Source organism: Klebsiella sp. Q11 (genome assembly GCF_964241505.1).
Classification (GTDB): Bacteria; Pseudomonadota; Gammaproteobacteria; order Enterobacterales; family Enterobacteriaceae; genus Klebsiella; species Klebsiella michiganensis.
Map to the genome: position 1 here is coordinate 91,389 of NZ_CAXSXW010000002.1, position 16,110 is coordinate 107,498.

The following is a 16,110-nucleotide window of genomic DNA, read 5'->3' on the forward strand; positions in this document are numbered from 1 at the left end:
TTCCCGGTTTCGCCTGGACGCTGTCTCAGGCGAGTCTCCCGGCTGATTTTTACAATGCCTGCCATTCGCAGGTACTAAATCAGCTCAGGAGTCACCCAATCATGCTGGCCTTCTTAAACCAGGTGCGTAAGCCAACCCTGGACCTGCCGCTCGAAGCGCGGCGCAAAATGTGGTTCAAACCGTTCATGCAGTCGTATCTGGTGGTTTTCATCGGCTATCTGACCATGTACCTGATCCGTAAAAACTTTAACATCGCGCAGAACGACATGATCTCCACCTACGGGCTGAGCATGACGCAGCTGGGGATGATCGGTCTCGGATTCTCTATCACCTACGGCGTCGGTAAAACGCTGGTTTCTTACTACGCAGACGGTAAGAACACCAAGCAGTTTCTGCCGTTTATGCTGATCCTTTCGGCCATCTGTATGCTTGGCTTCAGCGCCAGCATGGGCGCAGGGTCGACCAGCCTGTTCCTGATGATCGCCTTCTACGCCCTGAGCGGCTTTTTCCAGAGCACCGGCGGCTCATGCAGCTATTCGACTATTACCAAGTGGACGCCTCGCCGTAAGCGCGGCACCTTCCTCGGCTTCTGGAATATTTCTCACAACCTCGGCGGCGCCGGCGCGGCGGGCGTAGCGCTGTTTGGCGCCAACTACCTGTTCGACGGCCACGTGATCGGGATGTTTATCTTCCCGTCGATTATCGCGCTGATCGTCGGTTTTATCGGTCTGCGCTTCGGCAGCGACTCCCCGGAATCCTACGGTCTCGGTAACGCCGAAGAGCTGTTTGGCGAAGAGATCAGCGAAGAGGATAAAGAGACGGAAGAGAACGCCATGACCAAATGGCAGATCTTCGTCGAGTACGTACTGAAGAACAAAGTCATCTGGCTGCTGTGCTTCTCCAACATCTTCCTGTACGTGGTGCGCATCGGTATCGACCAATGGTCCACCGTTTACGCTTTCCAGGAGCTGAAGCTCTCCAAAGAGGTGGCGATTCAGGGCTTTACCCTGTTTGAAGTGGGCGCGCTGGTCGGCACGCTGCTGTGGGGCTGGCTGTCGGATCTGGCAAACGGTCGTCGCGCGCTGGTGGCCTGCGTTGCGCTGGCGCTGATTATCGCCACGCTGGGGGTTTATCAGCACGCCAGTAACCAGTACGTTTATCTCGCCTCGCTGTTTGCGCTGGGCTTCCTGGTGTTTGGCCCGCAGCTGCTGATCGGCGTTGCCGCGGTAGGTTTCGTGCCGAAAAAAGCGATTGGCGCAGCCGACGGGATCAAGGGCACCTTTGCCTATCTGATCGGCGACAGCTTCGCCAAGCTCGGCCTCGGGATGATCGCCGACGGAACGCCGATTTTTGGCCTCACCGGCTGGGCGGGGACCTTTGCGGCGCTGGATGCGGCGGCAATTGGCTGCATCTGCCTGATGGCCATCGTTGCGGTGTTTGAGGAACGTAAAATCCGCCGTCAGAAAAAGACGCAAACGTTGCAGACTGCCTGAGTCATTGGGTGTGAGTCACGTTGCCCGGCCCCTGCGCCGGGCTTTTTTATGCCTCTTGCCGGGCGGTTTGATGATAGCGATACGGGGCCGCGATAAGTCACATTCTGGTACCACCGACAGTCGACAGCGGGCAATTTCCCATTATGATAGTGGGGCTGCGATTGAATGAGAGGATGCATGATCTGGTTAGGACTGGCCACGCTGATAGTGGTATTTGTTGTGGGATTTCGGGTGCTTACCTCTGATTCACGCCGTGCGATCCGCCGTCTGAGCGAACGGTTAGGCATTACGCCGGTACCGCTGGAATCGATGATCGATCAGCTGGGAAAAACCGCCGGTAACGAGTATCTGCGCTACCTGGAGCGGCCGAATGAAGCGCATTTGCAAAATGCCGCGCAGGTGCTGCTGATTTGGCAGACTGCTATCGTCGACGGCAGCGAGCAGAACCTGCATTACTGGTATCGGTTGATGAAAAAGGCCCGCCTCGCGGCGCCAATTACCGAAGCGCAAATTCGCCTCGCGCAAGGTTTCCTTCGCGAGCTGGAGCCGGAAGTGAGCGAGCTGCACGCTTTGCAGGAGCGCTATAACGCGCTGTTTTTACCGGAGGATGGCGTCCACTGGCTGCACTGATAGCGCTTCCCTGTGCACTATTGGCTTCGTTAAACGTCACGCCGACGAGGCCACCGGTGCAAAAGTCATCGCAACAAAGCCATCATGCCAGTACCTCTAACCCATGTTTTTGCACGATGGTGAGTAATTTCAGTGCCAGCCCACCGGGGCGTTTTGCCCCGCTTTCCCATTTTTGGACCGTGGAAACGCTGGTGTTCAGATAGCGGGCAAAAACCGGCTGACTGACGTTGAGTTGGTCACGTAGAGCCTTAATTTCACCAGGTTGGAAATCGCTTACGCGGCTGATGCATGTTTCATCAAAGCTGCGCATTGTCTCCTGCGCGATCGCATCAACACTGTATAAACCTGCTGCAGCGCTATGGATAGCTTCAAAGGCGGGGCTTTTGAATTTAGTTTTTGCAGTCATGACAAATCTCCACCAATTCTTTTCTCTTAACCAATGCCGCCATTTTCTCCTCGCTGAGAAGGGAATAATGCCTGGCTAACTCACGGAACGCCGCGAGTTCTCGGTTATTGATATTGGCGATATCCTGTTTGGCGTATAAAAATGTGTAAAACCAATGCTCAGCGCCCTTTGCCAGAATAATTGCGCGATCGCGATTTTTATTGAGGCGTTTTTTGTAAACGCCGCCACCAAGGTTATCTGCTTTTCCCTGGAGAGTGGCTTCAATCGCTTTGCAGAGTTCGTCGTCATCAATCGCATGAGCCCGGGCTTCCCTGGTAAACCATTTTGTTTTAAAAACACGCATTGGCTGACATCCTGTAACCATAAATATAGCACCAAGTGCTATGTTATTTCTTCCTCTTACTGTTCTGAAATACCTAAAAACGTGATTTTCCGGTTATGCGAGCAGCTACGCAGGTGCTTTGCAAGGCCTGAAAAGTTGTCAAAACGTTAAATTCGTCACATTTAAAATGTTACACTGCGCGGCTTCCCCGTGTTCAACCATGCAGGTAACTTATGACTCCTTCGAATGCCTCTACGCCACAGGCTCATCAGGCGGCGCGACCCAACTGGTCGGCGGTTTTTGCAGTGGCCTTCTGCGTGGCCTGCCTGATTACCGTTGAGTTCCTGCCGGTAAGCCTGCTCACGCCGATGGCGCAGGATTTAGGCATCTCCGAAGGGGTTGCCGGACAGTCGGTCACCACCACGGCGTTCGTGGCGATGTTCGCCAGCCTGTTTATCACCTCGATCATCCGCAGTACCGATCGCCGCTACGTGGTGATTCTGTTTTCGGTTCTGCTGACCCTTTCCTGCCTGCTGGTCTCTTTTGCCAACAGCTTTGCGTTATTGCTGCTCGGCCGCGCCTGCCTCGGGCTGGCGCTGGGCGGCTTTTGGGCGATGTCGGCGTCGCTCACCATGCGGCTGGTGCCGATGCGCGTGGTGCCCAAAGCCCTGTCGGTCATTTTCGGCGCGGTATCGATAGCGCTGGTGATCGCCGCGCCGCTGGGCAGCTTCCTCGGTGGGATTATCGGCTGGCGTAACGTCTTTAACGGCGCCGCGGTGATGGGGGTGGTCTGTACGGTTTGGGTGCTGAAGGCGCTGCCGTCTCTGCCGGGCGAGTCCACCTCGGCGCAGCAAAATATGTTCGGCCTGCTAAAGCGCCCCGGCGTGATGGCCGGGATGTGCGCCATTTTTATGGCCTTCGCCGGCCAGTTCGCCTTCTTTACCTATATTCGCCCGGTGTATATGACGCTGGCGGGCTTTGACGTTGACGGCCTGACGCTGGTGCTGTTGAGCTTCGGCATCGCCAGCTTCGTCGGCACCTCGCTCTCTTCGATGCTGCTCAAAAGATCGGTGAAAGCGGCGCTGGCGGTTGCCCCGGTGGTGCTGGCCATCAGCGCGGCGGTGCTGGTACTGTGGGGGGAGAGTAAAATCGTGGCGTCGACGGTTGCCGTTATCTGGGGCTTTGCCTTCGCGTTGATACCGGTTGGCTGGTCAACGTGGATCACCCGCTCCCTGTCCGATCAGGCGGAGAAAGCCGGGTCGATTCAGGTGGCGGTGATCCAGCTGGCCAACACCTGCGGCGCCGCGGTTGGCGGCGTGGCGCTGGATCACCTTGGTCTGCTCTCGCCGCTGGTCCTCTCCGGTACGTTGATGCTGCTGACCGGCCTGCTGGTGGCGACGAAAGTACGAGTGTAATGGGGCCGCAGTCAGGCGAATCGTCAATAAAACTACGGGCGTTCGCCCTGCGCCAGACGACGGTTGATGTCGGCAATCACGCCCGGCAAATCCGCCAGCGTATCCACCACATAGTGCGCCCCGGCGGCGTACAGCTTCCCGGCAGCGTGCTCGCGGCGGGCGGCGATCTCTTCGGCGCTCATCTGCTGATATTCCTCCCAGCTGGCGCCAAATTCGTTACCGGAAACCGCCAGACCCACGCTCCACATCCCGGCGTTTAATCCTTCGGTAATGCCGGGAGCGGAATCATCAACCTTGACGCAGTGGGCTACCGAGTCGATGCCGAGGACAATGACGTTCTGTAACGCCATCCACGGGCCTGGCCGTCCCCCGACGGCGAGGTCGTCCGTCGCCACCCAGTGGTCAGGCGCATAGCCCTGCGCGGCGGCTGCCGGCGTCAGCTTTTCCATCACCGGACGCGGATAGCCGGAACAGGAGCCAATTTTTATGCCCTCGGCGCGCAGCGCGGCAATGGTGTCGACAACCCCGGCGATTGGCGCAGAAAAATCGACAACTTTGGCAATCTGCAGCGGCATAAAAGCAGCATAGATCGCGTCGATATCGGCAGCGTTCATCGCCCGGCCAAACTTCGCCTGCCAGCGGGCGTCCACGGCGGGCAGTTTTCCCAGCGCTTCAATATGCTGCCATTTGCCGAGACCCATCGGCACCCTGGCTTCTTCGAGCGTAATCTCCACGGCAAAAGCCTGACGGAAGGCCTCAACGAAAATCTGCGTCGGCGCGAAGGAGCCAAAGTCGACGGTGGTGCCTGCCCAATCCAGAATAACGGCGTTAATACGGTTCATGACGGTTCCTTAGCATTGCCAGTACATGGCGTTTTTGATGGCCGCCAGCAGGGCGGTGATGTCGGCGTCGTACACTTCGCCGATGTTGCCGATACGGAAGCAGTCGCTTTGCGACACCTTACCCGGGTAGATCACGAAACCCTGCTCTTTAAGCCGCTGATAGAAGTCCTTAAAGCGATACTGCGGCGCATCCGGGGAGTAAAACGCGGTGATGATCGGCGAGTGCAGGCTATCGTCGAGCAGCGGCTGAAAGCCTAGCGCACGCATTCCCGCCACTAGACGGCGCTGGTTCGTGCTGTAACGCTGATGACGTGCGCGCACGCCGCCTTCCTCCGCCAGCTCCTTCAGCGCCTGGGCAAAGGCCAGCACGGTATGGGTCGGTGAGGTGAAGCGCCACTTGCCGTGGTTATCCTCCATGCAGCGCCACTGGGCGTACAGATCCAGCGACAGCGAGCGCGAGCGGCCCTGGCAGTTTGCCAGTTCCGCCTCCCGGGCAATGACGAAGGCAAAGCCCGGCACCCCCTGAATGCATTTGTTGGCGGAGCTTATCAGATAATCGATATTCAGGGCGGCGACGTCCATGGGAATGCCGCCGAAGCTGCTCATGGCATCGACGATGTAGCGTTTGTCGTACCGTTTCGCCAGCGCGGCGACCTCTTCGATCGGGTTGAGCATGCCGGTCGTGGTTTCGCTATGCACCATGGCGATATGGGTGATCGCCGGGTCGGTTTGCAGGATCCGTTCGATCGCCGCCGCGTCCGGCCGCGCCACTTCGCCGCAGTCGTAGGGATGGTGCGCAATGCACATCAGTTTCGCCATCTCGATCATGCGCGCGCCGTAGGCGCCGTTGCTGATAATCAGCACTTTCCCCTGCGCGCCGATCGCGCTACCGAGCACCGCTTCAACCGCGTAGCTGCCGCTGCCTTGCAGCAGCACTGAGGTGTAGCCGTTAGCGGGCGTCGCCAGTTCCACCAGCCGTTGGCGAATGACCTGAACGACGCCGAGATTGTAGTCGTCGTCCCAGGTACAGCTATCGAACAGCATCGCCTCTTTTACCGTACGGGAAGTGGTTAGCGGTCCGGGCGTCAGCAGCAGATAATTACGCGAAGTCATTGTTTTCACCATTTGGTCTATACCAGATGTTTTTTATAATGACGATCGTGCCACGAAAAGGTCAAAGGGAAAGTAGTGCTGCAACAAAAAATTCATCTGGTTATGTATAATGAGCGCATCAAATTTGGCCGCGAGCGAACATGAAATCACCCTCTGGCGAGACGCCACAGTATCTGCTGATCAAGGCGCAGCTTCAGGCGCGTATTCAAAACGGCGCGTTGAAGAGCGGCGATAAGCTGCCGTCCGAGCGCGAGCTGTGCGCGCTGTTCAACACCACGCGTATTACGGTGCGTGAGAGCCTGGCGCAGCTTGAGTCCAGCGGCGTGATTTATCGCGCCGACCGCCGCGGCTGGTTTGTTACGCCGGAGCGCTTGTGGTTGGATCCGACGCAGAATACCAACTTCCACAAGCTGTGCCTGGAACAGGGACGGGAGCCAAAAACGGTGCTGCTCGACGGGCATCTGGCCGCCGTTCCGCTGGACGTTATGGCGCCGCTGGCGCTGCAGCCGTTCGACCAGATCTACCTGCTCACCCGACTGCGCCATGCTGACGGGCGGGCAATCTGCTACTGTGAAAATCACTGCCTGCCGGCCAGGGTTCCGGAGCTGCTGCGCCATGATTTAAACGGCAGCCTGACCGAAATTTATCAGACCCACTATGACCTGATATATACCAGCATGCATCTGTCGTTCTGGCCCACCTCAATGCCGCCCCAGGCCGCGGAAGCCCTGGGGGTGATGGAAGGGCGGCCGGCGCTGCTCTTGCGCCGCCTCAACTACGATCAGCACGGGCGAATTCTCGATTACGATATCGAGTACTGGCGCCACGACAGCCTGCGTATTGAAGTCGATACCCATTGATTTTATTGGTCCTGCCCGAGCGTTTTCCCGGGTTGCGGCTGGCGCCTTACCCGGGCTACGGGTTCACCGCTGACTGCGGACGGGTAGCCCGGACAGGCGCGTCAAGCGCCGCCTCCGGGAGGGATTCTTCTGCACCGGCGTCATCCTTTCGCCACACTTCATTCATCGTTTTGTCATAAACCCCCGGTAGCGTGAAAAACAATCTGGTCTACACCAGAATGACTAACTACCCGATGAGGCATATACGATGAAACTCTCCCGACTTGCCCTGCTGTCCCTGTTCGCGCTGACCAGCTCTCCGGTCTGGGCAGATGGCATCGTCACGGTTTACTCCGCTGACGGCCTGCACGACGGTGATAACAGCTGGTACCAGCACCAGTTCGCCGCTTTCACCAAAGCAACGGGCATCAAGGTGCAGTACGTGGAAGGCGGTTCCGGGGCGATTGTTGAACGCCTGGCAAAAGAGCGCACCAACCCTCAGGCCGATGTGCTGGTGACGGTGCCGCCGTTTATCCAGCGTGCCGCGAAAGAACAGCTGTTGGCCGAATTTCAGCCGCAGGACAGCGCCCGGATCCCGGGCGTACACGACCGCTACTCGCCGCTGGTGAATAACTATCTGACCTTTATCTATAACAGTAAGCTGCTGAAAACCGCGCCGGCCAGCTGGCAGGAGTTGCTCGATAGCCGCTTCAGGAACAAACTGCAGTACTCGACGCCGGGGCAGGCGGGTGACGGTACGGCGGTCATGCTACAGGCGTTTCACAGCATGGGGAGCAAAGAGGCGGGGTTCGATTATCTCGGTAAGCTCCAGGCCAATAACGTTGGTCCGTCTGCTTCCACCGGTAAGTTGACCGCGCTGGTCAATAAAGGCGAGCTGTACATCGCTAACGGCGATCTGCAAATGAACCTGTCGCAGATGGCGCGTAATCCGAATGTGCAAATCTTCTGGCCAGCGGACGCGCAAGGCGAACGCAGCGCGCTGGCGCTGCCCTATACCATCGGCCTGGTGCAGAACGGTCCGAACGGCGAAAACGGTAAAAAGCTGATTAACTTCCTGCTCGATAAGTCCGCTCAGTCCAGCGTCAGCGCGCTCTCCTGGGGTCTGCCGGTGCGCAGCGACGTGACGCCGGAAGACGCTAACTTTAAAGCGGCGAAAGCGGCGCTTAACGGCGTGAAAAGCTGGGAACCCAACTGGGACGACGTTGCGGTTTCGCTGTCGGCGGATATTGCCCGCTGGCATAAAGTGACGGACAGCGAGTAAGCGTGATGTTAATGAAAACGACCGCTGCCCCCACCCCGTCGCTGGCGGGGACGTCCGGAATTACTCTCGACGCGCTGCGCGTTTCTTATCACGGCAACGTGGTGCTGAAGCCGCTGACATTAACCATTGAACCCGGTGAGGTGCTGGCGCTGATCGGCCCTTCGGGCTCCGGAAAAACCACGGTGCTGCGGGCGATAGCCGGTTTTGTGCAGCCTGCCGGTGGTCGAATTTTGCTTGGCGACACGGATATCACCCACCTGCCGCCGTATCAACGCGGCCTTGGTATGGTGGTTCAAAACTACGCCCTGTTTCCGCACATGAAGGTAGAAGATAACGTCGCCTTCGGCCTGCGGGCGCAGAAGCAGCCCAAAGCGCAGATCGCTGAACGGGTTCAGGAAGCCCTGAAAATCGTCGGCATGGCGGATTACGCCAGCCGCTATCCGCACCAGCTTTCCGGCGGCCAGCAGCAGCGCGTCGCGATTGCCCGCGCCATCGCCGTGCGTCCGCGGGTATTGCTGCTTGATGAGCCGCTCTCGGCGCTGGATGCGCAAATCCGTCACAACATGGTGGAGGAAATTGCCCGTCTGCACCGCGAACTGCCGGAGCTGACCATTCTCTACGTCACCCACGATCAGACTGAAGCCCTGACCCTGGCGGACAAGATTGGCATCATGAAAGACGGCTCGCTCATTGCCCACGGCGAAACCCATCAGCTTTACCACTATCCGCCTAATCGTTTTAGCGCTGAGTTTCTCGGACGTGCCAATATCCTGCAGGCGACGGCGCTGACAGATACCGCGGGACCTGGCCTGGTCAGCGTCAGCTGCGGCGGCGGATTGATCGCCGCGTTCAGCCGCGGCGGCCAGCATGGCAACAATAAGCTGCTCTGTATTCGCCCGCAGCATATGAGTCTCGCGCCGCGATCGGCCACCAGCAACCGGCTGAACGCCATCCTGACCTCCGTGCACTGGCAGGGCGATTTGACCCATCTGCTATGCGACGTGGCGGGGGAGGCGGTGCGTATCGTGATGACCCACGTGAACCCGCTGCCGCGTGCGGGCGACAGGCTGGCGCTCTATTTTGAACCCAACGATGCGGTCCTGATTGAGGTGTCATAATGTCGCAGATCTTAACGCTCCCGCGTCGCTCTGTTCATCTGCGGCCCTTACTGTGGCTGCTGCCGCCGCTGCTGGTGCTGGCGACCCTGTTTTTCTACCCGCTGCTGCTCATCGGCGAACAGGCGCTGCGCGATACCGAGGGTCATCTGGGCCTCGAAACCTTCTGGCAGGTGGTGGAGTCCCGGCGCTTTCTCAGCGCATTGCTCAATACCTTGCAAATCGCGGTTATCGCGACATCAGGCTGCCTGCTGCTCGGCAGCGTACTGGCGCTGATTCTGGTGTTTATCCCGTTTCCCGGTAGCCAGCTGATTAGCCGGATAATTGATACCTTTATTGCGCTGCCGACCTTTCTCATCACCCTGGCTTTCACCTTTATTTACGGCTCCGCCGGTCTGCTGAACGGGACGCTGATGTCGCTGTTTGCTTTTGAACTGCCGCCGGTGGATTTTCTCTATTCGATTCAGGGGGTCATACTGGCGGAAATGACCGTCTTCACCCCTCTGGTGATGCGTCCGCTGATGGCCGGGCTGCGGCAGATTGATAAAAGCCAGCTTGAAGCGGCGAGCATCCTCGGCGCGCATCCGCTGCGGGTTATCGGCCAGGTGATTTTTCCGGTGGTGCTGCCGGCGCTAATGGCGGGCGGCAGCCTGTGTCTGCTGTTGACCACCAACGAGTTCGGCATCGTGCTGTTTATCGGTGCCAAAGGGGTAAATACTCTACCGATGATGGTCTACAGCAAGGCTATTCTCGAGTCGGACTACAGCGTCGCCTGCATGATTGCGCTGATTAATATTCTGCTGTCGCTGGGGCTGTTTATGCTCTATCGGCTGGCCGCCGCGCGTACCGGCGTGAGGAGCTAACGATGTTGATTTGGTCGCGTAAAGGCCGTACGGCGGCGGGAGCGCTGGCGGTGACGCTGTTTGCCGGGTTTTTCTTCCTGCCGCTGGCGGTGATTTTGATGTCCAGCCTGAGCCAGCAGTGGAACGGCCTGCTGCCGTCCGGCTTTACCCTCGGACACTTTGTTAACGCGTTTCGCGGCGCCGCGTGGGATGCGCTCTTTTCCAGCCTGATGGTCGGGTTTTGCGCCAGCCTGTTCGCTCTGCTGTGCGGCATGTGGGCTGCGCTGTCCCTGCGGCAGTACGGTGCGAAGCTGCAAAAATACCTTGGGCTGATGTTCTATCTGCCAAGCGCCATCCCATCCGTTTCGGTGGGTCTTGGCATTCTGGTGGCCTTCAGCCAGGGACCGCTGCAGATGAACGGCACCTTTTGGATCGTTCTGGCGGCGCACTTCGTGCTGATTTCCGCGTTTACCTTCAGCAACGTTTCCACCGGTCTGGCGCGGATTTCCGCTGATATTGAAAACGTCGCCTCCAGCCTCGGGGCATCGCCGTGGTATCGTCTGCGCCACGTCACGCTGCCGCTGATGACGCCATGGATGATTTCGGCACTGGCGTTAAGCCTGTCGCTATCGATGGGGGAGCTGGGCGCGACGGTGATGATCTACCCGCCGGGCTGGACAACGCTGCCGGTGACGATTTTTAGCCTGACCGATCGCGGCAATATTGCCGATGGTTCGGCGCTGACCATCGTGCTGGTGGGCGTCACGCTGCTGCTGATGATTAAGCTTGAACGCATCGCCCGCCGGATGAGCCAGAGGTAATCTCCGGTTACTTTTGCAAATCACCTAAGCCAGCGGTAGCCGGGGTAAGGCGTTACGCCGCAACCCGGGGAATGCGCCGGGATAAATATATCGATGCGGCTTCTTCCCGGCTCGCGCTGCGCTTAGCCGGGCTACAGGTTACGATCTGATAGCCCGGATCGGGCTCTGACGCCGCGACCCGGGATGGTTTCACTCTCTTAGAACCACGCCTCAAACATGCCGCCGACGTTCAGCGAATCCAGCTGCTCGTCTTTGGTGCCGTTAACCTTCGCGGTGCGCTTGTTATCCACCTGGCCGCCGGTCACGTAGAAGCGCAGCATCGGGCGGAACTCCGGCCCCATACCGATGGCGATGTTCTGCGACAGCGTCAGCTTCCAGCCGTGGTTATCGCCGCCCTGGTCGTAATCGACGCGCTGGTAGCCCGCTTCCAGCCAGGTGGAGTGCACATCGTTCCAGAAGTACATCGGACGGACAATGGCGCCGTAGTTTTTACGGTTATCGGTGTTGTCCTTGCCGTTGTCATAGTCGTGGAAGGCCAGCAGATATTCGATCTGCGCCTGCCGGGTGAATTTATGCAGCCCTTCAAAGCTGGCGTAAATCGCGGTCAGGTCATCGGTTTTGTTGTAGACGCTGTTATCCGAGTTGTCGGAGTAGCGCAGGATCACTTTATTGACGCCGCTGTCGTTGGTGTGGCTCAGCACCAGCCCGCCCTGCCAGGCGTCGAGACGTTCGTCGCTGTCCACCGCTTTCGAATCGAAACCGTAGTTGGCGTAAACCTCAACGTCGATCGGCCCGGCTTTAAGATTGTGGGTTTTAGTGGTCAGGGCGTAGTGGCCGTTATCGCCGGTACCGGAGCCGCCGGTACAGGTGATGCGCGACGGGTTGGCCTCGTCCGCCATCACTTCCGGGCTACAGGACTCCACCTGCGACACTCCCGCCACGTCAAACTGCACGCCGCCGATATCAAAGTTCTTCACCCCGGCGCCCTGGCCGTCGTGGTTCATCCAGAAGTAGTCGTTGATCCCCTGTTGCGGGCGCTGATGGAAGTCGCGGCCGGCCCAGATATAGGCGTTGGGGTTAGACTCCAGCACGTTGGTGACGCCGACGTAGGCTTTTTTCAGGTTAACTTCATCGCTCCAGTGGTCAAACATGACGTTGATATCCCAGATAGCGCCTTTACTGCTCTTGAAAGCTTTGGTTATCTGGAATTCGCCGCCGTTGCCTTCGTTGCCTAAACGGCCGATCGCCGAAGCGCCGTTATAGGAGCCATCCACGCCGACAAACTTCTGATCGCCGGTCTGGAACTGCGCGCCGTAGCGGGCGTAGCCGCTGAACTTCAGGCCGAAGGGGATCGCCATATCCGGCGTGGCCGCGGTGGTCTGCGGGTTGGTGATAACATCCACTTTTTTATCAGCCGCGGCGTCGATTTTCGCCTGGCGCTCGGCCAGGGCTTTATCGACGGCTTTCGCCACAATGGCGTCTATCTGTTCTTGAGTAAATTCTTGTGCGAATACGGAAATTGGGCACAGCGCGGCGACGACCGCCATGGTTAATGGCAGCATTTTTACAGTTTTCATCATTATCTCGCTTTTAATAATTTATATGATAATAGCTATCCCGCCAGGATAAGCTGGTATATTTAGTTCGGGTACAGTTGCTAAATATTGATATAAATTAACGCTGGTATAAATGAATTAACTCTTCCGAAAATTCACGGGCGAGCAGTAAATTCATTAAGTGATCCTGAGCGTGGACCATAATTAACGTCATCGGCTGGCGCGCTTCGCCAGCGTCCTGCTCGATAAGCCGGGTCTGCATCTGGTGCGCCCGGCGGGCGTAGCCATCGGCTTCATTCAGAAGCAAGCGCGCTTCATCTATATTACCGTTGCGGGCGCAATGGAGCGCTTCAAAACATAATGAGCGTGACTGGCCTGCATTAACGATAATTTCCATTACCGCATCTTCTAATTCAATCATGATAGATCCTGAGGTCATTAACTTTATTCTTTAAATAATTCAGTGAAAGTCCCTTTTCCGCATTATTTATGCCGTCATCTTAAATATAATATTAAATATATAGATTAATTATTGGCTGACCGTTTCGGCAACCGGCACTGCGGCTTTTGCTTTTTCAACTTCAGTTTTCATTAACGAGCGTTCATAGGCGCGCAGGAAGGGCAGGTAGATTACCGCCGACATCACCATGCAAATTAAACACATCACTACCGGGCTTAGCGTCCAGTTTGCAGCCCATGATGCGCCGATAGGCGCCGGCGTCGTCCACGGCGTCAGCGAAACGACCTGGCTGAGCCAGCCGAGGCGCGTCGCCCCGTAAGCCAGAACGGCGTTAATCATCGGCACAAAGACGAACGGGATAAACATCATCGGGTTCATGATAATCGGCGCGCCGAACAGAATCGGTTCATTGATATTAAAGAAGCTCGGTACGATACCCATTTTGCCAATGGTGCGCAGGTGGGTGACGCGGCTACGCAGCAGCAGGAACGCCAGCGGAAGCGTGGAGCCGACGCCGCCAATCAGCAGGTAGTGGTCCCAGAAACCCTGCAGATAGACATGCGGCAGAGCCGCACCGGCCGCCAGCGCTGCCTGGTTCGCCGACAGGTTGGCCATCCAGAAGGGGTTCATAATGCCGGTCACGATCAGCGAGCCGTGGATCCCGGCGAACCAGAAGATCTGGCACATCAGGACGGAAAGCAGGATCGCCGGCAGGGAGTCAGAGGCGGAAACCAGAGGCTCCAGCAGATGCATAATCGCCTGCGGCAGGATCATACCGGTCTGCGCTTCGATAAACAGATTCAGCGGATGCAGGGTCGCGATCACCACCAGCACCGGGATAAGGATTTCAAACGAACGCGCAACGCCGGTCGGCACTTCTTTCGGCAGGCGAATCGTAATGTTGTTCTGCTTTAGCCAGGCGTAAACGCGGGTGGAATAGATGGCGGTGATCAAGGCGGTAAAAATACCCTGACCAGAGAGGTACTGGGTGGAGATTTTGCCATCGGCGTACGGCGCGGCAACCAGTAAGAAAGCCATAAACGCCAGCAGACCGGACATCACCGGGTCGAGCTGGAACTGGCGTCCCAGGCTGGCGCCGATCCCCACCGAAATAAAGAACGTCATCACGCCCATGCTGAGGTTAAACGGCAGCATCAGCTGTTCGCGATACTGCTGGGAGAAGTCCAGCCAGCCGCGGGCGAAACCGTTAGTGGTATCCGGGGAAAAAGGCGGAAAGATAAATACCAGCATGAATGAGCCGATGATCATAAACGGCAATGCGGCAGTGAAACCATCGCGAATCGCGATAACGTATTTCTGCTGCCCAAGGCGTCCTGCCAGCGGGGTAATTGATTGCTCGATCGCGGCAATCATGGACTGATACAGAGAACTCATTTGCACACCTCTTAATGCGCTTCAATCAGCGACAGGGCATAATCCAGGACGTTGTCTCCCCGCTGCATTCCGTAATCCATGGCGTTAATCGGCTGGACCGGAATATTCAGGGGAGCGGCTTTCTCAGCTAAGTTTTTCAGCATGTATTTCACCTGTGGTCCAAGAAGCACCACCTGGTATTGCGGAAACTGCATGTCAAATTCGGAAACTCCGTAGGCGTCAATCTGCACCGGCAGGTTACGTTCCTTCGCGGCATCAACCATCTTTCTGACCAACAGGCTGGTGGACATTCCGGCAGAGCAGCACAGCATAATCTTGTACATCGACGATCGTCCTCAAAATGTAAAAAGTTATTGCGTGGATGATTTGATATCAGACGGAAACCGGTTTCCATTTATAAAAAACAGAACTGTGATAACCGTCAAGATCTGTCAGTCAAAGGGCGTGTTAATTAGATTTGGCTCACAAATTTTCCTGGTTTTTGCTACGATTTTCCATGAAACGGAAAATCGGTTTCCAAATAAAAAGGGAAACGGATATACTGCCGCTGGTTATTATTGAAGCGATTCAGGTTTAAGGATTTACAGGGATCGGACTGGCCCTGTCAGGGGAAAATAATGTCTACAATCAACGATGTATCACGGTTAGCTGGGGTATCTAAAGCCACAGTCTCTCGGGTGTTGAGTGGTTCGCGCGGCGTAAAGGAAGCCAGCCGACAGGCGGTATTGCAGGCGGCGGAAGCGCTTAACTACCGGCCGAATATGATCGCGCAATCTTTGCTGAGTCAGACCACCGGCTGCATCGGCGTCATTTGCGCCCAGGACAACATTAATCAAACCACCAGCTATCTCTACGCGCTGGAAAAACAGCTTAGCCAGCACCAGATGCATCTGCTGCTGCGTTTTGCCAACAGCCGAGGCAGAGTGCTCCATTCGCTGGAAGAGTTGACCTGCGGCCTCTGCGATAATGTGTTAATCATCGGCGCGCGGTTTCCGCTCAATATCGACCGGCCCGACGTAGTGCTGATTGACTGCCTGGAAAGCGACGCAACGAATAGCATTCAGTTTGACCACGCCTTTGCGGCGGAAACGGCCTGCAACTATCTGATAAGCCAGGGGCGGCGGCAGATTGCGCTGATTCATCCTCAGGCCAGCGGCTTTGCTGACCAGGTTCTGCTGGGCTACAAGCACGCGCTGGAAAAGAATTTTCTGCCGTTCAATCGCAACCTGGTTTTTCTCGACAGCCATTCGCCGTCCGTGGCGGTTCAGGAACTGGTGAACAACGCAACCACCCTGAATTTTAATGCGTTATTGGTTGCCAACGAGCAGCAGGCGCAGCTGGTGGTGCCGCAGCTCCAGGCGTTTAATCGCGCGGTACCGGAAAAAGTCATGGTGTTCAGCCTGGCGGGCTCGTTACAGCTGCCCGGTATTCCGACGATTCCGGCGATTGAATATTCCATGGACGCGATGGCCAGCCAGATAGTCAACTGGCTGACCGAGAAGACGCAAATGCTCGCTAGCAGCCCGCTGCGCGGAGATTTGATCATTCCGAACCGCTAATGGTGACGCCTCCGCGCCCG

Annotated in this window: 17 protein-coding genes; 9 read left to right on the forward strand and 8 right to left on the reverse strand. The window is 57.1% G+C overall.

Features of this window, described 5'->3' with window-relative positions; all coding sequences use genetic code 11:
- Positions 1-101 precede the first annotated feature (101 nt).
- A complete protein-coding gene (gene uhpT, locus ACESQ2_RS02840; RefSeq protein ID WP_004126843.1) occupies positions 102-1,493 on the forward strand; it encodes a hexose-6-phosphate:phosphate antiporter in 1,392 nt (463 codons plus the stop codon).
- Positions 1,494-1,670: 177 nt separating this feature from the next.
- The gene (locus tag ACESQ2_RS02845) at positions 1,671-2,123 is read left to right on the forward strand and encodes a DUF1198 domain-containing protein (RefSeq protein ID WP_046877109.1); all 453 of its coding nucleotides are present in this window, start codon (positions 1,671-1,673) and stop codon (positions 2,121-2,123) included.
- An 82-nt stretch (positions 2,124-2,205) separates the two neighbouring features.
- Here the strand turns inward: ACESQ2_RS02845 and ACESQ2_RS02850 are convergent, their stop codons facing one another.
- A complete protein-coding gene (locus ACESQ2_RS02850; RefSeq protein WP_004126838.1) occupies positions 2,206-2,529 on the reverse strand; it encodes a DNA-binding transcriptional regulator in 324 nt (107 codons plus the stop codon).
- Positions 2,513-2,872, reverse strand: a complete 360-nt coding sequence (locus tag ACESQ2_RS02855; RefSeq protein WP_046877108.1) for a type II toxin-antitoxin system RelE/ParE family toxin — start codon at positions 2,870-2,872, stop codon at positions 2,513-2,515. Before ACESQ2_RS02855 ends, ACESQ2_RS02850 begins: the two co-directional genes overlap by 17 nt.
- A 212-nt stretch (positions 2,873-3,084) precedes the next feature.
- On the opposite strand from ACESQ2_RS02855, the gene nepI reads away from it, so the two are divergent.
- Positions 3,085-4,266 carry a purine ribonucleoside efflux pump NepI gene (gene nepI, locus ACESQ2_RS02860; RefSeq protein ID WP_046877107.1) on the forward strand — a complete coding sequence of 394 codons (1,182 nt, stop codon included), beginning with the start codon at positions 3,085-3,087 and terminating at the stop codon, positions 4,264-4,266.
- 32 nt (positions 4,267-4,298) lie between these two features.
- Here nepI and phnX read toward each other — a convergent pair whose 3' ends face one another.
- Positions 4,299-5,108 (reverse strand): phosphonoacetaldehyde hydrolase, encoded by an 810-nt coding sequence (gene phnX / locus ACESQ2_RS02865; RefSeq protein ID WP_373170149.1) that lies wholly within the window; start codon positions 5,106-5,108, stop codon positions 4,299-4,301.
- A gap of 9 nt (positions 5,109-5,117) precedes the next feature.
- Positions 5,118-6,221 (reverse strand): 2-aminoethylphosphonate--pyruvate transaminase, encoded by a 1,104-nt coding sequence (gene phnW / locus ACESQ2_RS02870; RefSeq protein WP_032752001.1) that lies wholly within the window; start codon positions 6,219-6,221, stop codon positions 5,118-5,120.
- Positions 6,222-6,361: 140 nt separating this feature from the next.
- Between phnW and phnR the strand changes: the two genes are divergently transcribed.
- From phnR to phnV, 5 genes are all read left to right on the forward strand, one after another.
- Positions 6,362-7,081: a phosphonate utilization transcriptional regulator PhnR gene (gene phnR / locus ACESQ2_RS02875; RefSeq protein ID WP_368767720.1), complete on the forward strand. Its 720-nt coding sequence runs from the start codon at positions 6,362-6,364 to the stop codon at positions 7,079-7,081.
- A 247-nt stretch (positions 7,082-7,328) separates the two neighbouring features.
- Positions 7,329-8,342, forward strand: a complete 1,014-nt coding sequence (gene phnS, locus ACESQ2_RS02880; protein WP_032751825.1) for a 2-aminoethylphosphonate ABC transporter substrate-binding protein — start codon at positions 7,329-7,331, stop codon at positions 8,340-8,342.
- A gap of 5 nt (positions 8,343-8,347) precedes the next feature.
- Positions 8,348-9,460, forward strand: a complete 1,113-nt coding sequence (gene phnT / locus ACESQ2_RS02885; protein WP_032718744.1) for a 2-aminoethylphosphonate ABC transport system ATP-binding subunit PhnT — start codon at positions 8,348-8,350, stop codon at positions 9,458-9,460.
- Entirely contained in the window at positions 9,460-10,320 is an 861-nt protein-coding gene (phnU, locus tag ACESQ2_RS02890; RefSeq protein ID WP_373170150.1) for a 2-aminoethylphosphonate ABC transporter permease subunit, read from the forward strand. Before phnT ends, phnU begins: the two co-directional genes overlap by 1 nt.
- A 2-nt stretch (positions 10,321-10,322) precedes the next feature.
- Complete coding sequence (gene phnV / locus ACESQ2_RS02895) at positions 10,323-11,120, forward strand: 2-aminoethylphosphonate ABC transport system, membrane component PhnV (protein ID WP_025107577.1); 798 nt, start codon at positions 10,323-10,325, stop codon at positions 11,118-11,120.
- Between the two features lie 197 nt (positions 11,121-11,317).
- Here phnV and ACESQ2_RS02900 read toward each other — a convergent pair whose 3' ends face one another.
- The 4 genes from ACESQ2_RS02900 to ACESQ2_RS02915 form a co-directional block, all read right to left on the reverse strand.
- Positions 11,318-12,697, reverse strand: a complete 1,380-nt coding sequence (locus ACESQ2_RS02900) for a carbohydrate porin (RefSeq protein ID WP_373170185.1) — start codon at positions 12,695-12,697, stop codon at positions 11,318-11,320.
- Between the two features lie 97 nt (positions 12,698-12,794).
- Positions 12,795-13,097, reverse strand: a complete 303-nt coding sequence (locus ACESQ2_RS02905) for a PTS lactose/cellobiose transporter subunit IIA (RefSeq protein WP_373170151.1) — start codon at positions 13,095-13,097, stop codon at positions 12,795-12,797.
- A 108-nt stretch (positions 13,098-13,205) separates the two neighbouring features.
- Complete coding sequence (locus ACESQ2_RS02910) at positions 13,206-14,531, reverse strand: PTS sugar transporter subunit IIC (protein ID WP_014227305.1); 1,326 nt, start codon at positions 14,529-14,531, stop codon at positions 13,206-13,208.
- 11 nt (positions 14,532-14,542) lie between these two features.
- Positions 14,543-14,854, reverse strand: a complete 312-nt coding sequence (locus ACESQ2_RS02915; protein WP_014227304.1) for a PTS sugar transporter subunit IIB — start codon at positions 14,852-14,854, stop codon at positions 14,543-14,545.
- Positions 14,855-15,148: 294 nt separating this feature from the next.
- On the opposite strand from ACESQ2_RS02915, the gene ACESQ2_RS02920 reads away from it, so the two are divergent.
- A complete protein-coding gene (locus ACESQ2_RS02920; protein WP_014227303.1) occupies positions 15,149-16,090 on the forward strand; it encodes a LacI family DNA-binding transcriptional regulator in 942 nt (313 codons plus the stop codon).
- Positions 16,091-16,110: the final 20 nt, after the last annotated feature.